26 protein-coding genes and 1 tRNA gene are annotated in these 17,220 nt (G+C 42.2%); 13 read left to right on the top strand and 14 right to left on the bottom strand.

Annotation, left to right across the window (positions count from 1 at the left end; all coding sequences use genetic code 11):
* Window positions 1–9: 9 nt before the first annotated feature.
* Genes HGJ98_RS07170 through HGJ98_RS07150 form a run of 5 tightly spaced genes read left to right on the top strand, consistent with a single transcriptional unit; the run spans window position 10 to window position 2,338 of the window.
* Complete coding sequence (locus HGJ98_RS07170) at window positions 10–222, top strand: hypothetical protein (RefSeq protein ID WP_291350374.1); 213 nt, start codon at window positions 10–12, stop codon at window positions 220–222.
* Between the two features lie 14 nt (window positions 223–236).
* Complete coding sequence (locus HGJ98_RS07165) at window positions 237–389, top strand: hypothetical protein (RefSeq protein ID WP_291350373.1); 153 nt, start codon at window positions 237–239, stop codon at window positions 387–389.
* A 35-nt stretch (window positions 390–424) separates the two neighbouring features.
* Complete coding sequence (locus tag HGJ98_RS07160; RefSeq protein ID WP_291350372.1) at window positions 425–844, top strand: hypothetical protein; 420 nt, start codon at window positions 425–427, stop codon at window positions 842–844.
* A gap of 1 nt (window position 845) precedes the next feature.
* Window positions 846–1,880 (top strand): hypothetical protein, encoded by a 1,035-nt coding sequence (locus tag HGJ98_RS07155; protein WP_291350371.1) that lies wholly within the window; start codon window positions 846–848, stop codon window positions 1,878–1,880.
* A 2-nt stretch (window positions 1,881–1,882) separates the two neighbouring features.
* Window positions 1,883–2,338: a hypothetical protein gene (locus HGJ98_RS07150; RefSeq protein WP_291350370.1), complete on the top strand. Its 456-nt coding sequence runs from the start codon at window positions 1,883–1,885 to the stop codon at window positions 2,336–2,338.
* Window positions 2,339–2,427: 89 nt separating this feature from the next.
* On the opposite strand, the gene HGJ98_RS07145 is transcribed toward HGJ98_RS07150, so the two are convergent.
* The 3 genes from HGJ98_RS07145 to HGJ98_RS07135 form a co-directional block, all read right to left on the bottom strand.
* Window positions 2,428–3,471, bottom strand: coding sequence for an acyltransferase (locus HGJ98_RS07145; protein WP_291350369.1), 1,044 nt, complete (start codon window positions 3,469–3,471; stop codon window positions 2,428–2,430).
* A gap of 166 nt (window positions 3,472–3,637) precedes the next feature.
* The gene (xerA, locus tag HGJ98_RS07140; RefSeq protein ID WP_291350368.1) at window positions 3,638–4,462 is read right to left on the bottom strand and encodes a site-specific tyrosine recombinase/integron integrase; all 825 of its coding nucleotides are present in this window, start codon (window positions 4,460–4,462) and stop codon (window positions 3,638–3,640) included.
* 109 nt (window positions 4,463–4,571) lie between these two features.
* Entirely contained in the window at window positions 4,572–4,763 is a 192-nt protein-coding gene (locus HGJ98_RS07135) for a hypothetical protein (RefSeq protein WP_291350367.1), read from the bottom strand.
* A gap of 234 nt (window positions 4,764–4,997) precedes the next feature.
* On the opposite strand from HGJ98_RS07135, the gene HGJ98_RS07130 reads away from it, so the two are divergent.
* The 4 genes from HGJ98_RS07130 to HGJ98_RS07115 are packed head-to-tail and all read left to right on the top strand — an operon-like array spanning window position 4,998 to window position 6,934.
* Entirely contained in the window at window positions 4,998–5,348 is a 351-nt protein-coding gene (locus tag HGJ98_RS07130; RefSeq protein ID WP_291350366.1) for a hypothetical protein, read from the top strand.
* Between the two features lie 10 nt (window positions 5,349–5,358).
* Window positions 5,359–6,108 carry an N-acetylmuramoyl-L-alanine amidase gene (locus HGJ98_RS07125; RefSeq protein ID WP_291350365.1) on the top strand — a complete coding sequence of 250 codons (750 nt, stop codon included), beginning with the start codon at window positions 5,359–5,361 and terminating at the stop codon, window positions 6,106–6,108.
* Window positions 6,109–6,120: 12 nt separating this feature from the next.
* Window positions 6,121–6,468, top strand: coding sequence for a DUF6527 family protein (locus HGJ98_RS07120; protein ID WP_291350364.1), 348 nt, complete (start codon window positions 6,121–6,123; stop codon window positions 6,466–6,468).
* A gap of 46 nt (window positions 6,469–6,514) precedes the next feature.
* Entirely contained in the window at window positions 6,515–6,934 is a 420-nt protein-coding gene (locus tag HGJ98_RS07115) for a hypothetical protein (RefSeq protein WP_291350363.1), read from the top strand.
* A 62-nt stretch (window positions 6,935–6,996) separates the two neighbouring features.
* Here the strand turns inward: HGJ98_RS07115 and HGJ98_RS07110 are convergent, their stop codons facing one another.
* The 8 genes from HGJ98_RS07110 to HGJ98_RS07075 form a co-directional block, all read right to left on the bottom strand.
* On the bottom strand, window positions 6,997–7,551 hold the full coding sequence (locus tag HGJ98_RS07110; RefSeq protein ID WP_291350362.1) for a DUF4352 domain-containing protein: 555 nt from the start codon (window positions 7,549–7,551) through the stop codon (window positions 6,997–6,999).
* 335 nt (window positions 7,552–7,886) lie between these two features.
* Complete coding sequence (locus tag HGJ98_RS07105; RefSeq protein WP_291350361.1) at window positions 7,887–8,180, bottom strand: hypothetical protein; 294 nt, start codon at window positions 8,178–8,180, stop codon at window positions 7,887–7,889.
* Window positions 8,177–8,581: a hypothetical protein gene (locus HGJ98_RS07100; protein ID WP_291350360.1), complete on the bottom strand. Its 405-nt coding sequence runs from the start codon at window positions 8,579–8,581 to the stop codon at window positions 8,177–8,179. Before HGJ98_RS07100 ends, HGJ98_RS07105 begins: the two co-directional genes overlap by 4 nt.
* A gap of 217 nt (window positions 8,582–8,798) precedes the next feature.
* Entirely contained in the window at window positions 8,799–9,569 is a 771-nt protein-coding gene (locus tag HGJ98_RS07095; protein WP_291350586.1) for an FtsK/SpoIIIE domain-containing protein, read from the bottom strand.
* A gap of 15 nt (window positions 9,570–9,584) precedes the next feature.
* Window positions 9,585–9,944, bottom strand: coding sequence for a hypothetical protein (locus HGJ98_RS07090; protein ID WP_291350359.1), 360 nt, complete (start codon window positions 9,942–9,944; stop codon window positions 9,585–9,587).
* Entirely contained in the window at window positions 9,941–10,081 is a 141-nt protein-coding gene (locus HGJ98_RS07085; RefSeq protein WP_291350358.1) for a hypothetical protein, read from the bottom strand. The genes HGJ98_RS07090 and HGJ98_RS07085 overlap by 4 nt, the downstream gene beginning before the upstream one ends.
* Before the next feature lie 173 nt (window positions 10,082–10,254).
* Window positions 10,255–10,485 carry a hypothetical protein gene (locus tag HGJ98_RS07080; RefSeq protein WP_291350357.1) on the bottom strand — a complete coding sequence of 77 codons (231 nt, stop codon included), beginning with the start codon at window positions 10,483–10,485 and terminating at the stop codon, window positions 10,255–10,257.
* Between the two features lie 165 nt (window positions 10,486–10,650).
* A complete protein-coding gene (locus HGJ98_RS07075; RefSeq protein WP_291350356.1) occupies window positions 10,651–10,836 on the bottom strand; it encodes a helix-turn-helix transcriptional regulator in 186 nt (61 codons plus the stop codon).
* 237 nt (window positions 10,837–11,073) lie between these two features.
* Here HGJ98_RS07075 and HGJ98_RS22380 point away from each other — a divergent pair, with 237 nt between their 5' ends.
* Window positions 11,074–11,265, top strand: a complete 192-nt coding sequence (locus HGJ98_RS22380) for a helix-turn-helix domain-containing protein (protein ID WP_367142691.1) — start codon at window positions 11,074–11,076, stop codon at window positions 11,263–11,265.
* Between the two features lie 130 nt (window positions 11,266–11,395).
* On the opposite strand, the gene HGJ98_RS07070 is transcribed toward HGJ98_RS22380, so the two are convergent.
* The 3 genes from HGJ98_RS07070 to HGJ98_RS07060 all read right to left on the bottom strand — a co-directional run bounded on the left by HGJ98_RS07070 (window position 11,396) and on the right by HGJ98_RS07060 (window position 12,641).
* Window positions 11,396–11,478 (bottom strand) — tRNA-Leu (locus HGJ98_RS07070).
* 68 nt (window positions 11,479–11,546) lie between these two features.
* Window positions 11,547–11,927, bottom strand: coding sequence for a DUF4363 family protein (locus HGJ98_RS07065; protein WP_291350355.1), 381 nt, complete (start codon window positions 11,925–11,927; stop codon window positions 11,547–11,549).
* Window positions 11,928–11,933: 6 nt separating this feature from the next.
* On the bottom strand, window positions 11,934–12,641 hold the full coding sequence (locus HGJ98_RS07060; protein ID WP_291350354.1) for a DUF421 domain-containing protein: 708 nt from the start codon (window positions 12,639–12,641) through the stop codon (window positions 11,934–11,936).
* Between the two features lie 315 nt (window positions 12,642–12,956).
* On the opposite strand from HGJ98_RS07060, the gene tig reads away from it, so the two are divergent.
* From tig to HGJ98_RS07045, 3 genes are all read left to right on the top strand, one after another.
* Window positions 12,957–14,240, top strand: a complete 1,284-nt coding sequence (gene tig, locus HGJ98_RS07055) for a trigger factor (protein WP_291350353.1) — start codon at window positions 12,957–12,959, stop codon at window positions 14,238–14,240.
* Between the two features lie 43 nt (window positions 14,241–14,283).
* Window positions 14,284–15,549: an ATP-dependent Clp protease ATP-binding subunit ClpX gene (gene clpX / locus HGJ98_RS07050; RefSeq protein WP_291350352.1), complete on the top strand. Its 1,266-nt coding sequence runs from the start codon at window positions 14,284–14,286 to the stop codon at window positions 15,547–15,549.
* A gap of 446 nt (window positions 15,550–15,995) precedes the next feature.
* A partial coding sequence (locus HGJ98_RS07045; RefSeq protein WP_291350351.1) for an AAA family ATPase occupies window positions 15,996–17,220 on the top strand: 1,225 nt, incomplete at its 3' end.

Raw genomic sequence — 17,220 nt, 5'->3', positions numbered from 1 at the left:
GGTAATAACTTGCATGAGATATACCGAATAAACACCGAAGATGGACTGGTGGAAGTCGAAGAGCTGGATAACGGTATCAAAATGGAAACGCTAATTGAGCCAAGTGAGGCGTACTTGCAAAGATTAGCAGAGCAACCAGGTCCGCCTCCGCCAGAACCTAACCAAGATGATTACTTGCTTGATTTAGACTTCAGGATCTGCATGATCGAATTAGGATTATAGAAAGGAGAATAACCATGACTTACATCTACTGCAAAAAGGTAATCCAAAACGGGACCTACGGGACCGAAGAAGACATGATGATTAAGTTGGATGTGTTTTTGCTCAACAACCGAATCACTCAAGATCAATACAACGAACTCGTTGGATTACTAAACGCAAGCGCCTAACAGGGCGTTATTTTTATGAGAAAGAGGTGTAATGGATGGCAATCTTAAAGGATCTTATCAGAGACCTTAAGGGAATTGTAGTTCCTCAATATCTCAAAGAGGACGGCTCAGATTTTGAAGCACTTAAGGGTAAAAACGGCGCATTAAACGTCAATGCGTATATAAATGGGAGTTTAGCGAACAACCAAACTAATAAAGTTGTTACTGCAAATGCAAATATTTTGGCATCAAATTATACACCGTCAAAATATTCAAAATCAGTTTTGCAAGTAGCAACAAATACAGCAGGAGTTTTATCTTTAGTTGTTGATGGTGTATCTGGTACTCTTAACAGCGGAGAACCTTTAGTCGCTAACGCATGGTACGAGTTTGAAATATCTTTACTTTCTAGCTCCACCTATAATCTTAAATTATCTGTAGGTGCAACAATGCAAGTTAAATGGCAGGTGATTTAATATGACATCACCATTACAAGGGGTAGTTACCCCTCAAGAACTCAATTCCCTACAGGCAGATGTTGGGACGCAACTAACTGAATTAAAATTAAACTCAGGTACATTTTATGATAACAGATTTGCAATCAGTGAGTTAAACTTTAATTTTATTAAACAAGGAATTGTTGTGCCGAACGACTCTGGTAAATTCGATTCTGCGTATGCAACAAGACCTCATATAGTAAAAGCGGATAGTACGCTTGGTAAGTACCATCTTTATTATCTAGGCAATACATCTCAAAACAATACTCCCGGGGTTGGAAGTATCGGGTTGTCAGTAAGTGATGATGGCGTTAATTGGGAAAAATACGCAGGTGCTCCATTGGCAAGTGTAAATGGTGGTGTGGATTTCTTTGTAATGCGTGATGAAAAAGTTGACCATAAGTTGGTGGCTTATTTTTCAAAGAATTTAACAACAATAAGTCGTAGAGAAGCCTCTAATGATGATGGCACGGAATTTGGTGCAGTTACGGACGTACTCTCTGTAGGAGCAACGGGAACGTGGGATGATGTTCGTATACAGTATCCATCGGTGATTAAACGTGGTACTCAATATTTATTGTATTATATGGGATTGGGAACGAGTGACACATCTTGGAGGATTGGAGTTGCAATTTCTGAGGATGGCATTACATTTAAAAAATCACCACTGAACCCAGTAATGGAACCTAGATTAACCAATCCGTGGGAATCTGGTCATGTATTTGACCCTCACGCTTTTGCAATTGGTAACGTAATATACATGGGGTACACAGGAGGCACAGTCAATCCTCTAGCTGAGCAAATTGGCGTGGCATCTTCGGTTGATGGAATAAACTTTAACAGATATTCAACAATGCCTATTATTAGTCTTGGTGGCGTTGGTAATTTTGATGAGACATGGACAATTGATCCTGAAATGATATTAATAGGGAATAAACTTCACCTATATTATACAGGACATAACGCCAATGGTGACAGACAAATAGGTCTTGCCATTGCGGAACAGGGGGTATAGAAATGGACAAATTAGAAGCAATAGCTTTTTCGTCAATGATACCATTGCCAAATAAAAGCCCTATAAATTTAACTATTACAGATACAGTTGCAACGACAAGGGACGACATTTGCCATTGTTTTTTGCCACCAATTCATTCTGATGTTCCGGATTCAACGATGTTTGTTAGAGTTATAGGGTACGGCACATTCTCAACTACGAACACGTTAAACATACGTTTATCCTTTAAAGACTTATCAGATAATTGGTTAACAAGTGTAGATAGTGCGGTAGTTGGTGCGGGTTCGCGTAAATTAATTGATACAGGATGGAAACCATTAAGCGCAGTTCCTATTACAAAAAGTTACCTGAAAAGCGGAAATCCAACAGAATTTATTATAAGATTATGGGTCAGTGGCGGAAGCGTAATATTGGAACCTAATTTCACGGTTTTAATTGGAATAAGACCATCTGTATAGTCTAAGATCACAGTTATTTTCACCAAGCGTAAGGAGATAAAATAATGGACATTGTTAATATTAACAATGTCCATTATTTTGGGTTGGTGTTAATAATTCGCATTATTTACGGTGGATTTTCGAATAGCATATGTGGATAGAAATGAGTATATTCTCGAACACAATTTATTTAAGACAATTCCAATAACCCAGCAAACCGAAGCCAAAACAATAAACATGAGGATTGGATTTTTTAGCGAGTAAATGAAATCCTTAAAGAAATAGTAGAAAATAAATGTGTGAAAGAGGAATATTTCCATAGATACCTTGCCGAATGAAACCAAAACCTTGTTTAAGAAGTTCCATTTCTTTACGAATATCCAATTTAAACTAATAAGAAGCAACCCAAAGAGTGAGTCAATGCGAACACCCGAGAAAGGTTGGTGATAGAATCTCAAGAAAACAATTGTAACTATTAGACCAATTATCACAGGTATTGCTATTAGTGTTTTATTAAAAAGAAACTGAGTTATCTTTGTTTTCAATTCTGATGTAAGATGTACGGAAAGTAAAATACCTACACCAAAGGGCAAGTACCATTCATGTTCAGGGAAACTAGTAAAGAGCAACAATGTAAGTGCAATAAATATAATGACAGGAAAGCGTTTAATTAAATAATACAGGAACGGAAATACCGCATATAGTGCAATAATTGCTGACATGAACCACCAAGTAGGATTGTATCCGTGACCAAAAACATATTCCTGTAATCCGAAAAATTCTATTATCAACTTTACTATTGCATGGTTTCCATACACTGATTGAATTGATCTTCCAAATATAAATACTCCAATTGGCACAAATATTAAAAAGATAACCCAGTAAGTAACAAAGAGTTTAGAAAATCTCTTGATATAAAAGTTTAAAATTTCTAGCTTTTTGTTTTTTACAGATTCAGCCAGTCCATAGCCGCTAAGAATGATAAAAATTGCCACGGTAACTTTTGATGCCAATGCTAATTTGTTAAAAATATTAACGCCCATGACGTTTACTGAGAATTCGGGATTTTCATAAAACAAATGATGGAACAGAAGTAGAAAAATAGCAAATCCTTTTGTTGCCACAGTATCTTCTTTTGTAAAGAAATACTTCAATTAAATCACGTCCTTTCAGTTTATTAATTTTTCTATATGAAATTCTAAAATCCTTTTTTAATTCCCTACAGACGCAAATAGTTAAATAACCTTCGCTAAAGATGGCAAAAGCGAAGGTTTTGTAAAATGGCACTAAAAAGGACCGGGTAATCCCGGTCCTCAGTCTTTAAATTGCCATGAATTTTTTGTACATCTCGCGCCTTGCCTTGAGATTCAGCTTAGCATATTTTTGGGTTGTGCTAACGCTTTCGTGCCCCATTTCCTCGGCAATGAAAATGATGTCAGCTCCACGCTGGATCAAGTGGGTTGCGAAGGTATGTCGGAGGGTATGCGGTGTTGCCTCGATCCGGAGCCCAGCCAACTTCGCCTCACGCTTAATCTGTTGCTCGATAGCTCGAATTGAAATCCTGTTGCCGTACTTGTTGATAAACAGTGCTGGATTTTTATCTTTACGAGTGTCTAAGTACTCCAGCAGCTTGTCTTTGGCAATGGTGTTAAAATGTACGATCCTCTGTTTATTGCCTTTGCCTGTGATCTTGATTTCATTGTTCTCCATGTCTAGATCGTCGATGTTTACAGAGACTAACTCACTAACCCGCATCCCGCTCGAAACAAGCAGCTCGATGATCGCTCGATTGCGCAAAGAACGTTTGACGTATCGAAACTTTTCAAACTCCTTATCTTCCAGGTACTTGATCATGCTAGTCGGTTCTTTGGGGACCTTAATATTTTGCATGGGGTTGGGGATGTTGGCCTCGTATGTCGTCCAGGTGTAAAAGGCCTTAAGGATTGATACTTTGCGCATGTAGGTACGTTCGGCCATATCTTTATACTGAGCTAGGTATGCTCTGAGATCGGTTTTGGTTGCTTCGATGGTGGGTTTACCCAGGAAAGGCGGGAGGTACCGGAGCTCCATTTCGTATTGTTCTAAGGTACCAGGTGCAAGGCCGTCGAGTTTACGGGCTGTTAGGAATTCTTGAACATATCTCATATTTTTCGCTCCTCTTTCTTGGACCGGAGCGTCGTGGTATAATAACCAAGACACTTCGGTGTCGTGATAAGCACTCGTTCGATGCTGGCCGGCGGAGACGGGTGCTTTACTATTGGTGTTTTTTAAGTTCTTCAATGATCTTCTCGACGCTGATTATTTCGTCTATTGGACGATTCGCTTCCCAAAATCTAATTGAGTCCTCGATAATTTCAGTCTTATCTTTTTTGAGTAATAAAGACCAAGCGGAGAGACTGTTCATGATCTCTGGACTGAATCGATAGGAAGTAGATTTCTTTGCCAATATTTACACCTCCTTGTGTTAGATAATAACGCTGTAACGCAATAGCTACAATGGGAAGTATGTCCTGTTTTTACCTTCCCATTAGTCCTAATGCTTTTTCTCAACCGTCTATCGACGGTCTTTTTTATGCCCCAAATCTAAGCCTGAAAAGTCGCAGGAGGTGGCGGCGAAGTAGGGCGCTGGGGCTCACACGGGTAGCAACGAAAGGGGCGAAAGCCGGAAAGTAGGTGTCTAATGGCTGAGGCAGTAGATAAAGAGGTGTGCTCAGTAAAGCACGGGGAATTAAATAGGCGTGCAGAAGTCCAGGATAAGCGATTAAACTCACACTCCGCAGATATAACTGACTTAAAGATCATTGTAGGTCAGTTAACTCAATTATTAGAGACTACTACAAAAGCTCTGGAAACGATGGAAAAGCGAGTTTCTACTCTTGAAACTGCCCATGAAGATTCTAACGGTTTCTGGAGTTCTCCCGGTGGTCAATGGATCATTAAGGGATCAGTAACTATTGCTGTTGTCCTCACGCTTGCCGCAATCGGGCAGAACGTCAATCCAGAGTTTCTGGCTAGTATATTTGGAAAGTGAGGTGATACATATGACCAAACCAAGCATCAAGTGGATCGGATCCCCTAACCATAGCGCAGCGTCTAAAAAGCTAAAAACTATCGCCATCGTCGACCACATCATGCAGGGGTCATTAGCTGGCACGGATTCATGGTTTAAAAACCCAGCCAGCAAGGCCAGCTCACACTTTGGCGTAGGCAAGAATGGTGATATACATCAATATGTTGGCCTTGACTACCCAGCATGGGCTAACGGGGCCGTAAATAAGCCAGATTGGCCGTTATATACCGGGGTGAACCCAAACTATTACACAGTCAGCATCGAGCACGAGGGCTATACCGGGGACGTTATGCCAGAGGCTCAGTACCAGGCAACACTTGCCTTGCATCGGTGGTTGATCGAGCTGCTCGGGATACCTGTGACTCGAGATACGATCATAGGTCATTACCGGATCGATAGCGTTAATAAGGCCAATTGCCCGGGGAGTGGGTTCCCATGGGAACGACTGTTTAGGGATCTGGAGGGAGGGGAAGACGTGTTAGATGTAGCTGTGTTATTAAACACTAAGGACGATTTTTGGGCCGGGGCTGATGTAGCGGCAAGGCATGGGAATTGCGGGATATTTATTCGGCCGGCTGATCGGTCGGTACCAAAGGACGCCATGAGCGCCAAGCGGCTGATTTTAGTCGGTGGGCCTACGACAGGGCACCCAAGCGAAGTCTTGCTGTCGGGCCATGATAAATACGGAACTGCTGCTGAAGTTAAAAAGCATTTAGGTTAAAGGAGAACGTCAATGGCTAAATCAAAATTAAGGCCCTGCAAAGATGTTGACAAAGAATACGATATGCTTTGGCTTTGGTGCCCTGGATGTGATGAGTATCATGCTGTCAAAGTAAACACTCCTAGTGGTTGGGGATGGAATGGAAGTCAGGAAGCGCCAACTATCACACCTTCAATATTAGTAAGGGGCACAAAGCCGATTAGCGACGAAGAGGCCGAACGAATCCTGGGCGGGGAACACATTGAACCAGTTCCTACAGTCTGCCACAGCTTCGTCACAGACGGGAAGATACAATTTCTTACGGATTCAACCCATGCGCTTTCAGGTCAAACGGTAGATCTGCCAGAGGTAGATATGTAAATTCGCAAGCGCTTGCCAAAATCAATTTTTAATGGAGGGATAACCAATGCCGTCAGATTTATTTACAACATCATACCTTGGGTCCTATGCAGGACTAGTGGCCGTGACGTATCTCCTGGTCCAGTTTTTCAAGGAGCCGATCAGACAACGACTAAACGACTGGTGGATTCGGATCTTGGCCGTGGGATTTGCGCTGACGATCCAACTTTTCACACTGTTTGTGACGGGTAATTTTACGGTTGAGGCCATCGGTCTGGCCGTGCTTAACTCGTTTCTGGTAGCGATCACGGCGGCCGGAACGCATAATATTAGTCAACCCAGCACACAACAACTTACTACAACACTAAATACATTTGAGCCTATTATTTATAAGCCCCAGGTGGCCGATGTGAGCCCGCCGATTATTACGCCACAGCCTAAGAAATCGACCGAAGGTGATCCGGTACCACAGACAGTACAAGATTAATAATTGACATAGCGAAAGCCCTCGGCCTTAATTGGTCGAGGGCTTTTTTGGCGTTTTATTAGTTATTTCATTGGTATTTCAACAAATCCCGTCTCGCCATTGATTGGACTAGATATAACCTCTAATTCATACGTCTGAGATCCTTTCGATACCTCGTATCCCAATTCGCCAGACAACTTTCTTCCTGATGCAATAGATCCGTCTAGCTGGCCCTTACCGTCAGTCATTGCCCCTATGCTATATTCTTGACCTCGACCATCTTTGTCAACCAACTTAAAAGACATCATACTGCTGACTTGGGACTCTACATTCCCTTGATTCTCGATAGTTAAATCAATCAAAAGGAATGTATTCCCGTCTTTGGGCTTCATGACCTGATTCCCATTCGTGGTTCTGATGCCATTTACTTTATACTGGAGATCACCGAGCTTAAAGGTGTCACCAATTGCATAGTTCTTATTTTTTGGCTCTGGAGCCGGCGTAGTCGGTGGCGTAGGATCAGGTGTCGAGGTATTCGATGTATTTTCCTTGGCTGGTGGCGTAGCGGTAGGTGATCCGCATCCAAGCATAGAAACCATGAGGCCGATACATAATAATAGATAAATAATCTTTTTCAACTCGTTCACTTCTCTTTCTTTTGTTTTTGTATCTTTCACTGGGTTAATGCGTTTTTCCTGCTTTCCGACAGAATTAATGGTTTTGCGACTTATTGCTGACGAACTACTTAGCGTTCAATCGCAAACGAACATCTTAACGTTCAATGCAACGCTCATTCGCTGGTCTGTTCGTTGGACAATCGTTGGGTCGTTCGTTCTAACGTACAATAAAAACACCTGTAATCGACATGAGAGAAGGGAGGACAAGATAAGACTATCTAGAAAAGAGCAGAGCGAAACGAATGAAAATGAGTGAGTGAAGCGGTCCCGCCCTGCCGCGCCGAGCGCGAATTTTTTCACTTGAGGCCCAAATCTCTCTTGATAGATTCCCATATTTTGCCCCGAACCATTGCGGGGGTGGTTCCCTTGGGAAGCGGATCACGGCCTTTCTTATAGCCGGCTATGATCGGTAGCTTATTCTTCGCTTTATTCGCCTTAAAGCCATTGATTGCAGCCTTTGTTGTTCCATAGGCCACCTTTGATACTATCCTTGCCAACATGTTGCCGTGTGCTTCTTTTGGGTTAATAGGGATAAACAAAAGGCTCCCAATGAGGACGATGGATAGTATTTTAGCACTTGGTTTTCTCACGCTAAGCCCTCCTTTATTGCGCTTAATAAATGGACTTCATACCTGACCTTAGTCTTCGACTCTGCAACCAATCGCCGAATTTTCTGCCCATGCTTAGGATCATCGGTGACAATGATCACCTTTGGGAATCGAGCCGGATTACCCAACTTTTTCATGAGCTTGGAACCGGCGACACCTTCCTTAAGGTAAAGGTCATCGTAGATATCGATCTTACGAAACTTGTGCCGGCTAACTGATCCGCGATCAATCTCGATGCAGTACCAGCGTATTTCTCCGGTCATGAGAATCTTTGTTGAACATAAAGCATCAACTCGTAAACCAAACTCCTTTAGCTCCTCAGTTTCCCATGTAAGGACCGTTTCGCCCTGCTTACGCATGAACCATACATAAACCCATGACAACGCCAGAGAGTGCTCTATTTGCCCGGGATATTTGCCTTGATAGTAAACCGTTGGAGCGTCAAGAGAGAGGCGCGTGCGCTTTACTAGCTTCCTGTCGTAGAGAGATTTCATGCGGGCCTGACACTTGCGCTTACCGGATGGGAATTTAAAAAATAACTCTGTAAGTTGATCGGTGCTCATTACGCCGCATAACTCAATTGTCTCAAGGATAGACCTATCACGTATCGATCCTTTCATCGCATTCGTCATTGCCTGCAAATTTATACGCCCCCTTTGGTACTCGCTCGTTGAGAATAGCATAGGCCTCCCTAGCCGAGAGATACATCGCTTGCACCATCACATCATTATCATTATTCCAAATCGCCCTGCCTTTAATTTTGGGCAGATCGGACCCTCTTGTATTGCCGGACCCTAGCACGATCTGACTGTCGATCTGATCTCTAACGTGAAAGCACATTGCCCCAGCAAGTTGGGATCTGACATCCGTGAATCCATCCCATATCTTAGCGTTAGGTTTTTGAGTGGCGAGGACCATACTTATCCCGGATACCCTGGACAAAACCGACATATCCCCAATGTACTCGAAACACTTTTTATTTCTGATCTGTGTCAGTTCATCGAGAATCAAAACTAAATAATCTAAGTCATCGTGTTCTTCGCAGTATTCCTCGAAGTTTTGGCACCCGGCTTTTCGGAGGATTCTCTGTCTGCGGTGCATTTCTCGAATGTGTTTTTGGAGTAGTATCTCCGTCTCTGCATCTGTTAGTGCTAAGTTTACCCAGGGAGAGAACCGGGGGAAGTCTACGCCTTTTCTGTCGATCACAGATACCTTATTCCCCTTGAGTAGTGTCGCAACCATCAGGCCGAGAAGAAAAGACGTTTTTCCGTAGCCAGTCATTCCTCCGACCATCATGTGAGGTAATCGGTACAAATCTTCGACGATTAGTTTTCCGTCCGGGGTTTTACCAACAGGGAAAGGAGCAATCATTTGGGCCAACCTCCTTTAATATAACGATGGGTCGAATTCAAACTTGATCTCTGTGGGGAATTCGCTTTTGTAAGTTTTAAGGACCAGCTTTCTTCCAGTGGCTTCGATCTCAACGATTGAGTTAGTATAGCTTTCAAAGTAGTGCCGGTTCTTTTCAAAATCTGACTTATCGACCCCAGCCGGGAGGGCAAAGACGTAATCTTTTCCCGAGTCGGTTGGATGCGCTTTCATGAGTCTGGGCCTTACTCCTTCTTTGTTTTGTAAATGCGTTCCGATAATAACTTCTTGAACTCCTTTGCCCTTGAATTGACGAATTAACCAAGTTATAAGGGATGCTGCCACGCCGATTATGTCGGGCTTAACTGAGTTGCTCACGGTTTCTTCACTTCGACGATCTCTCGATAAATATCCACGCACAAGAACGCGACAAGAGCCTCTTCGTCGATAACTGCCTTGATGTTGTAGTCCTTAATGGCCTTACGGATTATTTTTTGGATTTTGGTGATATCCATGAATCATTCCTCCTTCTTATTGATTCACCCTTAATGCCACGACAAGTCATTGAGATCATCCATGAGATTTTCCATTCTTTCTGTGCAATCCTCGTTGCCCATTCTGTTCTCCAGGGAGCTGGCTAACCACGTGACCAACTCGTATTCAGTGACATTGTACTTTTTGAGCAATGCTAATGCCTTTTCCACTCCTTACCCGCTCCTTCCTTGTATCCAACAACCCCATTTTTTGAATCGGTTAGACCAAAATAATCCCTGAGCACCATTCGGATAATAAAGCTCTTTTCACCCTTAGGAATCGTATTAAGTTTTTCCTTAAGCTGTGGATCTGGCCTAAAGGTTTCTTTCTCCAGAAAGGTTTCTTTCCTTTTTGGGACTTCCTTCCCATCTTTAGGAATATTCACACTTCCACCTCCACAAAGTTTTGTCTGACTGACGTATTATAATGTATAGGCTGGGTGTCGGTAGGGGGCTGGTGGGTTACTTCATGGTATAGAATATTAGTGATCACCAATATTTATGCTTAAAAAAATAGATAAAAAATTTTGGCCAAACTAATAATTTTTTTATCAGTCTGGCCAAACGTGCTCCACCGAGAACCCTAGTGCCTTTGCAATTTTCTTAGCTGTCTCAACTATACATGTCTTTTTGCCGTTTTCTATGAGGCTTAGTTCGCTTTGAGATATCCCAGTCATTTTGGATAATTCTTTTTGCGTAACCTTTTGTTTCTTCCTGATCTCTTTTATTCGGTTCATCCTAAGTCATCACCACAAGTTTAATCCTTCAACATGTTTCCTTAAAATTCCTGCTATGATGAATATAGGGTATTACTACATAAAATATATGTCACTACCAATAAATCTTAACAACTTGTTCGACACGATTTTAACGATTTCGACCAATGGGTCAATGTATAATTGTCTAAATCAATTGAGAAATTTAGGGCTAACGTCCTAATATAGGTAGCAACAAAGGGGTTGAGGGGAAGAGATATGCAATTTACATTACGCGCTACAAGAATATCCCAGGGATACTCCGTTGATGAGGTCGCAACGATTTGCGATGTATCACCAGAGACGATTACTAATTACGAAAAACATCCATCAAAGCTGCCGCTTTACCTTATAATATTACTGGCCGATCTCTATAAGGTGTCACCTAATTCGCTTATTGCAAATACCTAGAACTATAAAACAAGATCCCTGTCCTTTATATAGGAAGGGATCTTGTTTGTTTAGCCTTTATTATTTGTGCGGTATTTGTGCGGTATTGCTATTTTTTGTGTAACGCACGAAAACGCTTGTAAGTCTGATGTGGTGCGAGAGAAGGGACTCGAACCCCCACGGTTTCCCGCTGGAACCTAAATCCAGTGCGTCTGCCAGTTCCGCCACTCTCGCAAAGATTTCTTGCAACAGAGAGAATTGTATCATAATAATGGAGATATGACAAGTGTTAGGTTTTTACATCAAAGAATATTTTCCAGAACGAACTTTTCGTTATCATAAATGTTCTTAAACAAAACTTTCAGGGTTGATACTTCCCCGAGGGAAAGTGTCACATCTTGACGGTTGAGGAGTTTTTCTAACCGACTCATGCTGAGATTAATCCGGTCAATTTCTTGATGATCGAGGAGAATACTCCACCAAGTGTTATTATTATCCCAGCTTTCCCGGACAGCGGACAATTCCTTCTTAGCTCCCTCCCAATTCTGAAGAGAGACGAATTGTTCTACAGATTCAAGGCGTATCCCCGTAGTATGAGTCGTGGTTTGAATATAACGATAGGAAGTAAAAGACCCTCCTAATAATAATAGAACAATAGTAATAATGGTTAATAGGGTGCGCAACCAGTTTCACCTCACACTATTCTTTACTTTGGTCGGCTTTTTATTTTCCTTAGCTTGTACGTAGAGATTTCCCGAGGAATCAAGGCTTGCTATAAGGACGTCTTCAATCCTTTGTATTCCCTGTGTATTAAGTTGAGTGTTTAACCAGTGGATATCTTTTTTGCTTTGCTCTAAGTAGTTCTTTTTAAGTTTACCATCCATAATAATCGTTAAGGGCAGCCCTTCGTAGGGGGGTGTTATTTGAAAATCCTCAGGAATGGTTGGCCTTTTGTGGGCTTTAGGAAAAACACTGATTTGCCCGTTATTCTCCAAGATCGCGAATTCAACATCGGCTATGTTCGGAATGTTATTAAGGCGAAGTTCTTCTAGAAGGTCGCTGATATTATAACAATTTCGTTTGAGTTCCTTTTCAGAAATTTTCCCCCGGTCTATGAGGATACTCGGTTTGCCGCAAATAATATCTCGAGCCCTTTCACTTTTTAAGGAAACGTAAGCAAAGGTCATACTTGCTGATAGGAGAACTAAAATTGGTATAATGCCACTGAGGAGTGGAACCCCTACGTTTTCACTTGGTACAGCTGCGAGTTCGGAAATCATAAGAATAACGACCAACTCAAAAGGCTGTAATTGCCCAATTTCCCTTTTCCCCATTAAGCGCAGGGCAATGATGACCACTACGTATAGAATAAGGGTCCTAACTACAACAATAAGCATACTTGTTCCCCTTTCTTAATCGTTCGTAAAGGTTATTTTACCCTGAAAAAAAAGAGTTATCCGTTGAAAACTCCTTAGGGCGTCAGTAATTTGATTACAAGAAGTAAGTCTGTTATAATTGATTAGTAAATTTTTTGTAGTAATTTAGAAGTATAGACTTGCGTTATTACTTTCTAAGGTACCGGGGTGCCCGTAGTTTTTTTAGATGTATTTGGCTTAAGCGGGGGTTTGTAGTCTTTAAAAAACGGTAAGACTATCGAAGTATCCACAGCTGCCTTGCACATAGACTAAATAGTGTTTAAGGGGGAGAACCTAATGTCAGTCTCAGTTGAAAAAGTAGAAAAAAATGTCGTAGCTTTGGAAGTTACCGTTGAAGCCGAAAAATTTGTTAATGCGGTGAATCAAGCTGCCAAAACAATGGCGAAAAAAGTAAATGTTCCAGGATTCCGTAAAGGTAAAGCACCTCGTCGCATGGTTGAACAATATATTGGGAAAGAAGCCCTCTATGATGAGGCCTTGGATCATTTGATCGGACCAGCCTATGCTGAAGCAGTTTTAGAAAGTGGTATTGATCCAGTCGATCGCCCCAACGTTGATTTGGTACAAATCGAAGAAGGAAAAGACCTTATTTTCAAAGCGAAAGTCATGGTTAAGCCAGAAGTTGAGCTTGGAGAGTATAAAGGACTTAAAATCGAACAAAATGCAGCCGTTATCACAGAAGAAGAAGTGATGGAAGCACTTACCAGTAAACAGCAGCAACACGCCCGCCTCGTAACCCTTGAAGAGGGTAAAGTCGAAAACGATGATACCGTCACCCTAGATTTTGAAGGGTTTACTGACGGAGTTCCTTTCGTAGGCGGTAAAGCTGAAAACTATGAACTTGTTATCGGATCGGGTACATTTATTCCCGGTTTTGAAGAGGGTTTAATTGGCGCTGAAATCGGACAACCTGTTGATGTCAACGTTACCTTCCCAGCTGAATATCATAGTGCAGAGCTAGCTGGAAAAGAAGCCGTCTTTAAAACACTCATTAAAAAAATCCAACGCAAGGAACTTTCCGCTTTAGATGACGAATTTGCAAAAGATGTTAGCGAATTTGATACTCTGGATGAATTGAAAAATGATTTGCGGAATAAATTAATGAAGACTACGGAAATGAGAGTCAAAGACGAACATCTTAAGGCGATTGTCTCTAAAGTGGTTGACAACGCAAGTGTCGAGATTCCAGAAGTTATGATTACTGAAAGAATTAAAGCAATGATGGAGGATCTAAGTCGTAATCTTGCCCAACAAGGTTTAACCCTTGAGCAGTATTACCAATTTACCAACTCCACGGAGCAAGCTATGCAGGAGCAAGTACGTCCTCAAGCTGCTGAAGGCGTCAAAACAGATTTAGTTTTAGAAACTATTTCCAAAATAGAAGGAATTGACGTCACGGAAGACGAAGTAGACGAAGAGATCAAGAAAGTTAGTGAGCGTCATGGTCAAGACGCTGCATTACTAAAACAGACCCTTATAGCGCGTGGGGAGCTCCCGTTCTATAAACAAAGCATGATTAGTCAAAAGACGGTCAACTTTTTAGTAGAACAGAACACCTAAACCCGACGCCTTGGGGGGAATTCTGAGGTATAGAGGTGAGAGGATGGCAAAGTACACCGAAGACAAAAATCAACTCAAGTGTTCATTTTGCGGTAAGACCCAGGAGCAAGTAAAAAAATTAGTTGCTGGTCCGGGGGTATACATTTGTGATGAATGCATTGAACTTTGTAATGAGATTATCGAGGAAGAGCTCACAGATGACTTAGGGGTTGAAATTGGGGATATTCTGAAACCTAAAGAAATCCGCGCAATTATTGACCAGTATGTTATTGGCCAAGAGCAAGCGAAAAAGGCACTTTCCGTTGCGGTTTACAACCACTACAAAAGGATAAATTTGGGCATGAAAATCGACGATGTTGAATTGCAAAAATCAAACATCGTTATGTTGGGACCCACAGGTTCAGGAAAGACTTTGCTGGCCTCGACGCTGGCTAAAGTCCTTAATGTTCCCTTTGCAATTGCAGATGCCACCTCCCTAACTGAGGCAGGCTATGTGGGTGAAGATGTCGAAAATATTCTTTTGAAATTAATCCAAGCGGCGGACTACGATGTTGAGAAAGCAGAAAAGGGTATTGTATATATCGATGAGATCGATAAAATTGCCCGTAAGTCAGAAAATCCCTCTATTACAAGGGATGTCTCAGGAGAAGGAGTTCAGCAAGCCTTGCTGAAGATTCTTGAAGGAACCGTTGCTAGCGTGCCCCCACAAGGAGGCCGCAAACATCCTCACCAAGAATTCATTCAGTTGGATACAACAAATATATTATTTATTGTTGGTGGAGCCTTTGACGGGATTGAAAAAATCATTCAAAACCGAGCAGGAGAAAAAACCATGGGCTTTGGTGCAACCATCCCAAATAAGGTCAATTTGAATGTCGGTGAAGTCCTGAAGGGTATACTACCCGTTGACCTTCAGAAATTTGGCTTGATACCGGAATTTGTAGGGCGTTTACCTGTCATTGTAACTCTTGAGGCCCTGGATGAAGCGGCCCTAGTCCGTATTCTAACCGAGCCTAAGAACGCTTTAGTTAAGCAGTACCAAAAGCTGATGGAGCTAGACGGTGTCACTTTAGAGTTCAAAGACGCAACTCTCACCTCCATTGCTGCGGAAGCGATTCGAAGGAATACCGGGGCACGAGGACTCAGGTCAATTCTTGAGGATCTCATGATGAATGTCATGTATGATTTACCTTCACGTAATGATGTATCAAAATGCGTTGTTACACCTGAAGTCGTCTTGAAAAAAGAAGAGCCCCTTCTTGTTATGACCGAAAAAGTCAAAAAAGGTAAGAAGGAAGAATCCGCTTAAGCGAGGTTCGAGGCAGGATCACATACCGCGTAGTTTGCTGATTTGACTATGCTTTATACGAAGCGCTAAATATGAAGCAAGTTTAAATACAATAAGCTAATAAAAACACCGGGCAGTTCAAAAGAGCTTCCCGGTGTTTTTTTAACGTTTCAGAAAGCATTCCTGTATTAACCTTATCCTCTTTCACTCATGTCATCCTGAGCGCAGCGAAGGATCTAGATCCGTGAGCTCAGGATGGTATAAGTAATCTTTCGTTTATCGTGACGCGGGTACGCATGGGAATTCTGAACCAAGTGAAGAAACTTAAGCCCTAGATCCTTCGCTATCGCTCAGGAACATTAACCTAAACTTATTATTAGAGTAGCTAAGTTTTCTTTATCCAAGAGTTTTTTTCCCACTTTGTGGCAATACTAAAAAGTAGAGATTGCTAGGAGGGAAATCAGTGCATGAATGGACTCAGTGGAATAGTTATGATGGTTCAGTTAGTCTTCGCTGTTGTAATAGGGCTTTACTTTTGGGGAATGCTTAAATCCCAACAGGGAAACAAAATCTCAGTTGAGCGAGAATCCCGCAAGGAACTGGAAAAGTTGCAAACCATGCGAAAGATCGCTTTAACTACCCCTTTATCAGAAAAGACACGTCCCATACATTTCGAGGAGATTATCGGTCAAAAAGAGGGGATAAAAGCCTTGCGAGCTGCTTTATGCGGTCCGAATCCTCAGCATGTGTTAATTTATGGAGCTCCCGGTGTGGGAAAAACCGCCGCAGCAAGGTTAATCTTAGAAGAGGCTAAGAAAAATCCTCTCTCACCCTTTAAAACAAAGGCTCATTTTACAGAAATCGACGGTGCTACAGCACGTTTTGATGAGCGGGGAATCGCAGATCCCTTAATAGGCTCAGTGCATGATCCAATTTACCAAGGGGCAGGAGCTATGGGATTGGCGGGAATACCTCAGCCCAAGCAAGGAGCAGTTACAAAAGCACACGGTGGAATTTTGTTTATTGATGAAATAGGAGAACTTCATCCCATCCAGATCAACAAGCTTCTCAAAGTCTTAGAGGATCGCAAAGTTACTCTGGAAAGCGCTTATTATAGCTCGGAGGATTTAAATATTCCGCAGCATATCCATGATATCTTTCAAAATGGCCTTCCAGCAGATTTTCGCCTTGTGGGGGCCACGACACGAAGTCCGGAACAAATTCCACCCGCCATCCGCTCACGCTGTATGGAGGTATATTTCCGAAGCTTACTTCCAGATGAAATCGCAGAAATTGCCCGTGTAGCTGCAGCAAAAATGGAAATGCCTATAACCCCCGCTGCAGTTGATGTCGTCAAACAGTTTGCCAGCAACGGTCGTGAAGCCGTCAATATGGTTCAACTTGCTGCAGGAGTAGCACTGACCGATCAATTGTCACAAATCGACGTGGAGATCGTAGAATGGGTTGTGTCAACTGGACAGTATGCGCCTCGTCCCGATAAAAAAGTTCCGGCAGAACCCTGTATTGGTGTTGTCAATGGTCTCGCGGTTTACGGACCAAATATGGGGAGACTGCTAGAGTTGGAAGTGACTGCTCTTCCTGTGACACCGGGCACTGGAGAATTGTTAGTGACAGGTATCGTAGAGGAAGAAGAACAAGGGTGCTGGCCAGCACAATGCCTTTGTCTGTTTG

Origin of the sequence: Desulfosporosinus sp. (genome assembly GCF_014237355.1) — a bacterium.
GTDB lineage: Bacteria > Bacillota > Desulfitobacteriia > Desulfitobacteriales > Desulfitobacteriaceae > Desulfosporosinus.
This window is presented reverse-complemented; position numbering and strand designations above follow the sequence as displayed.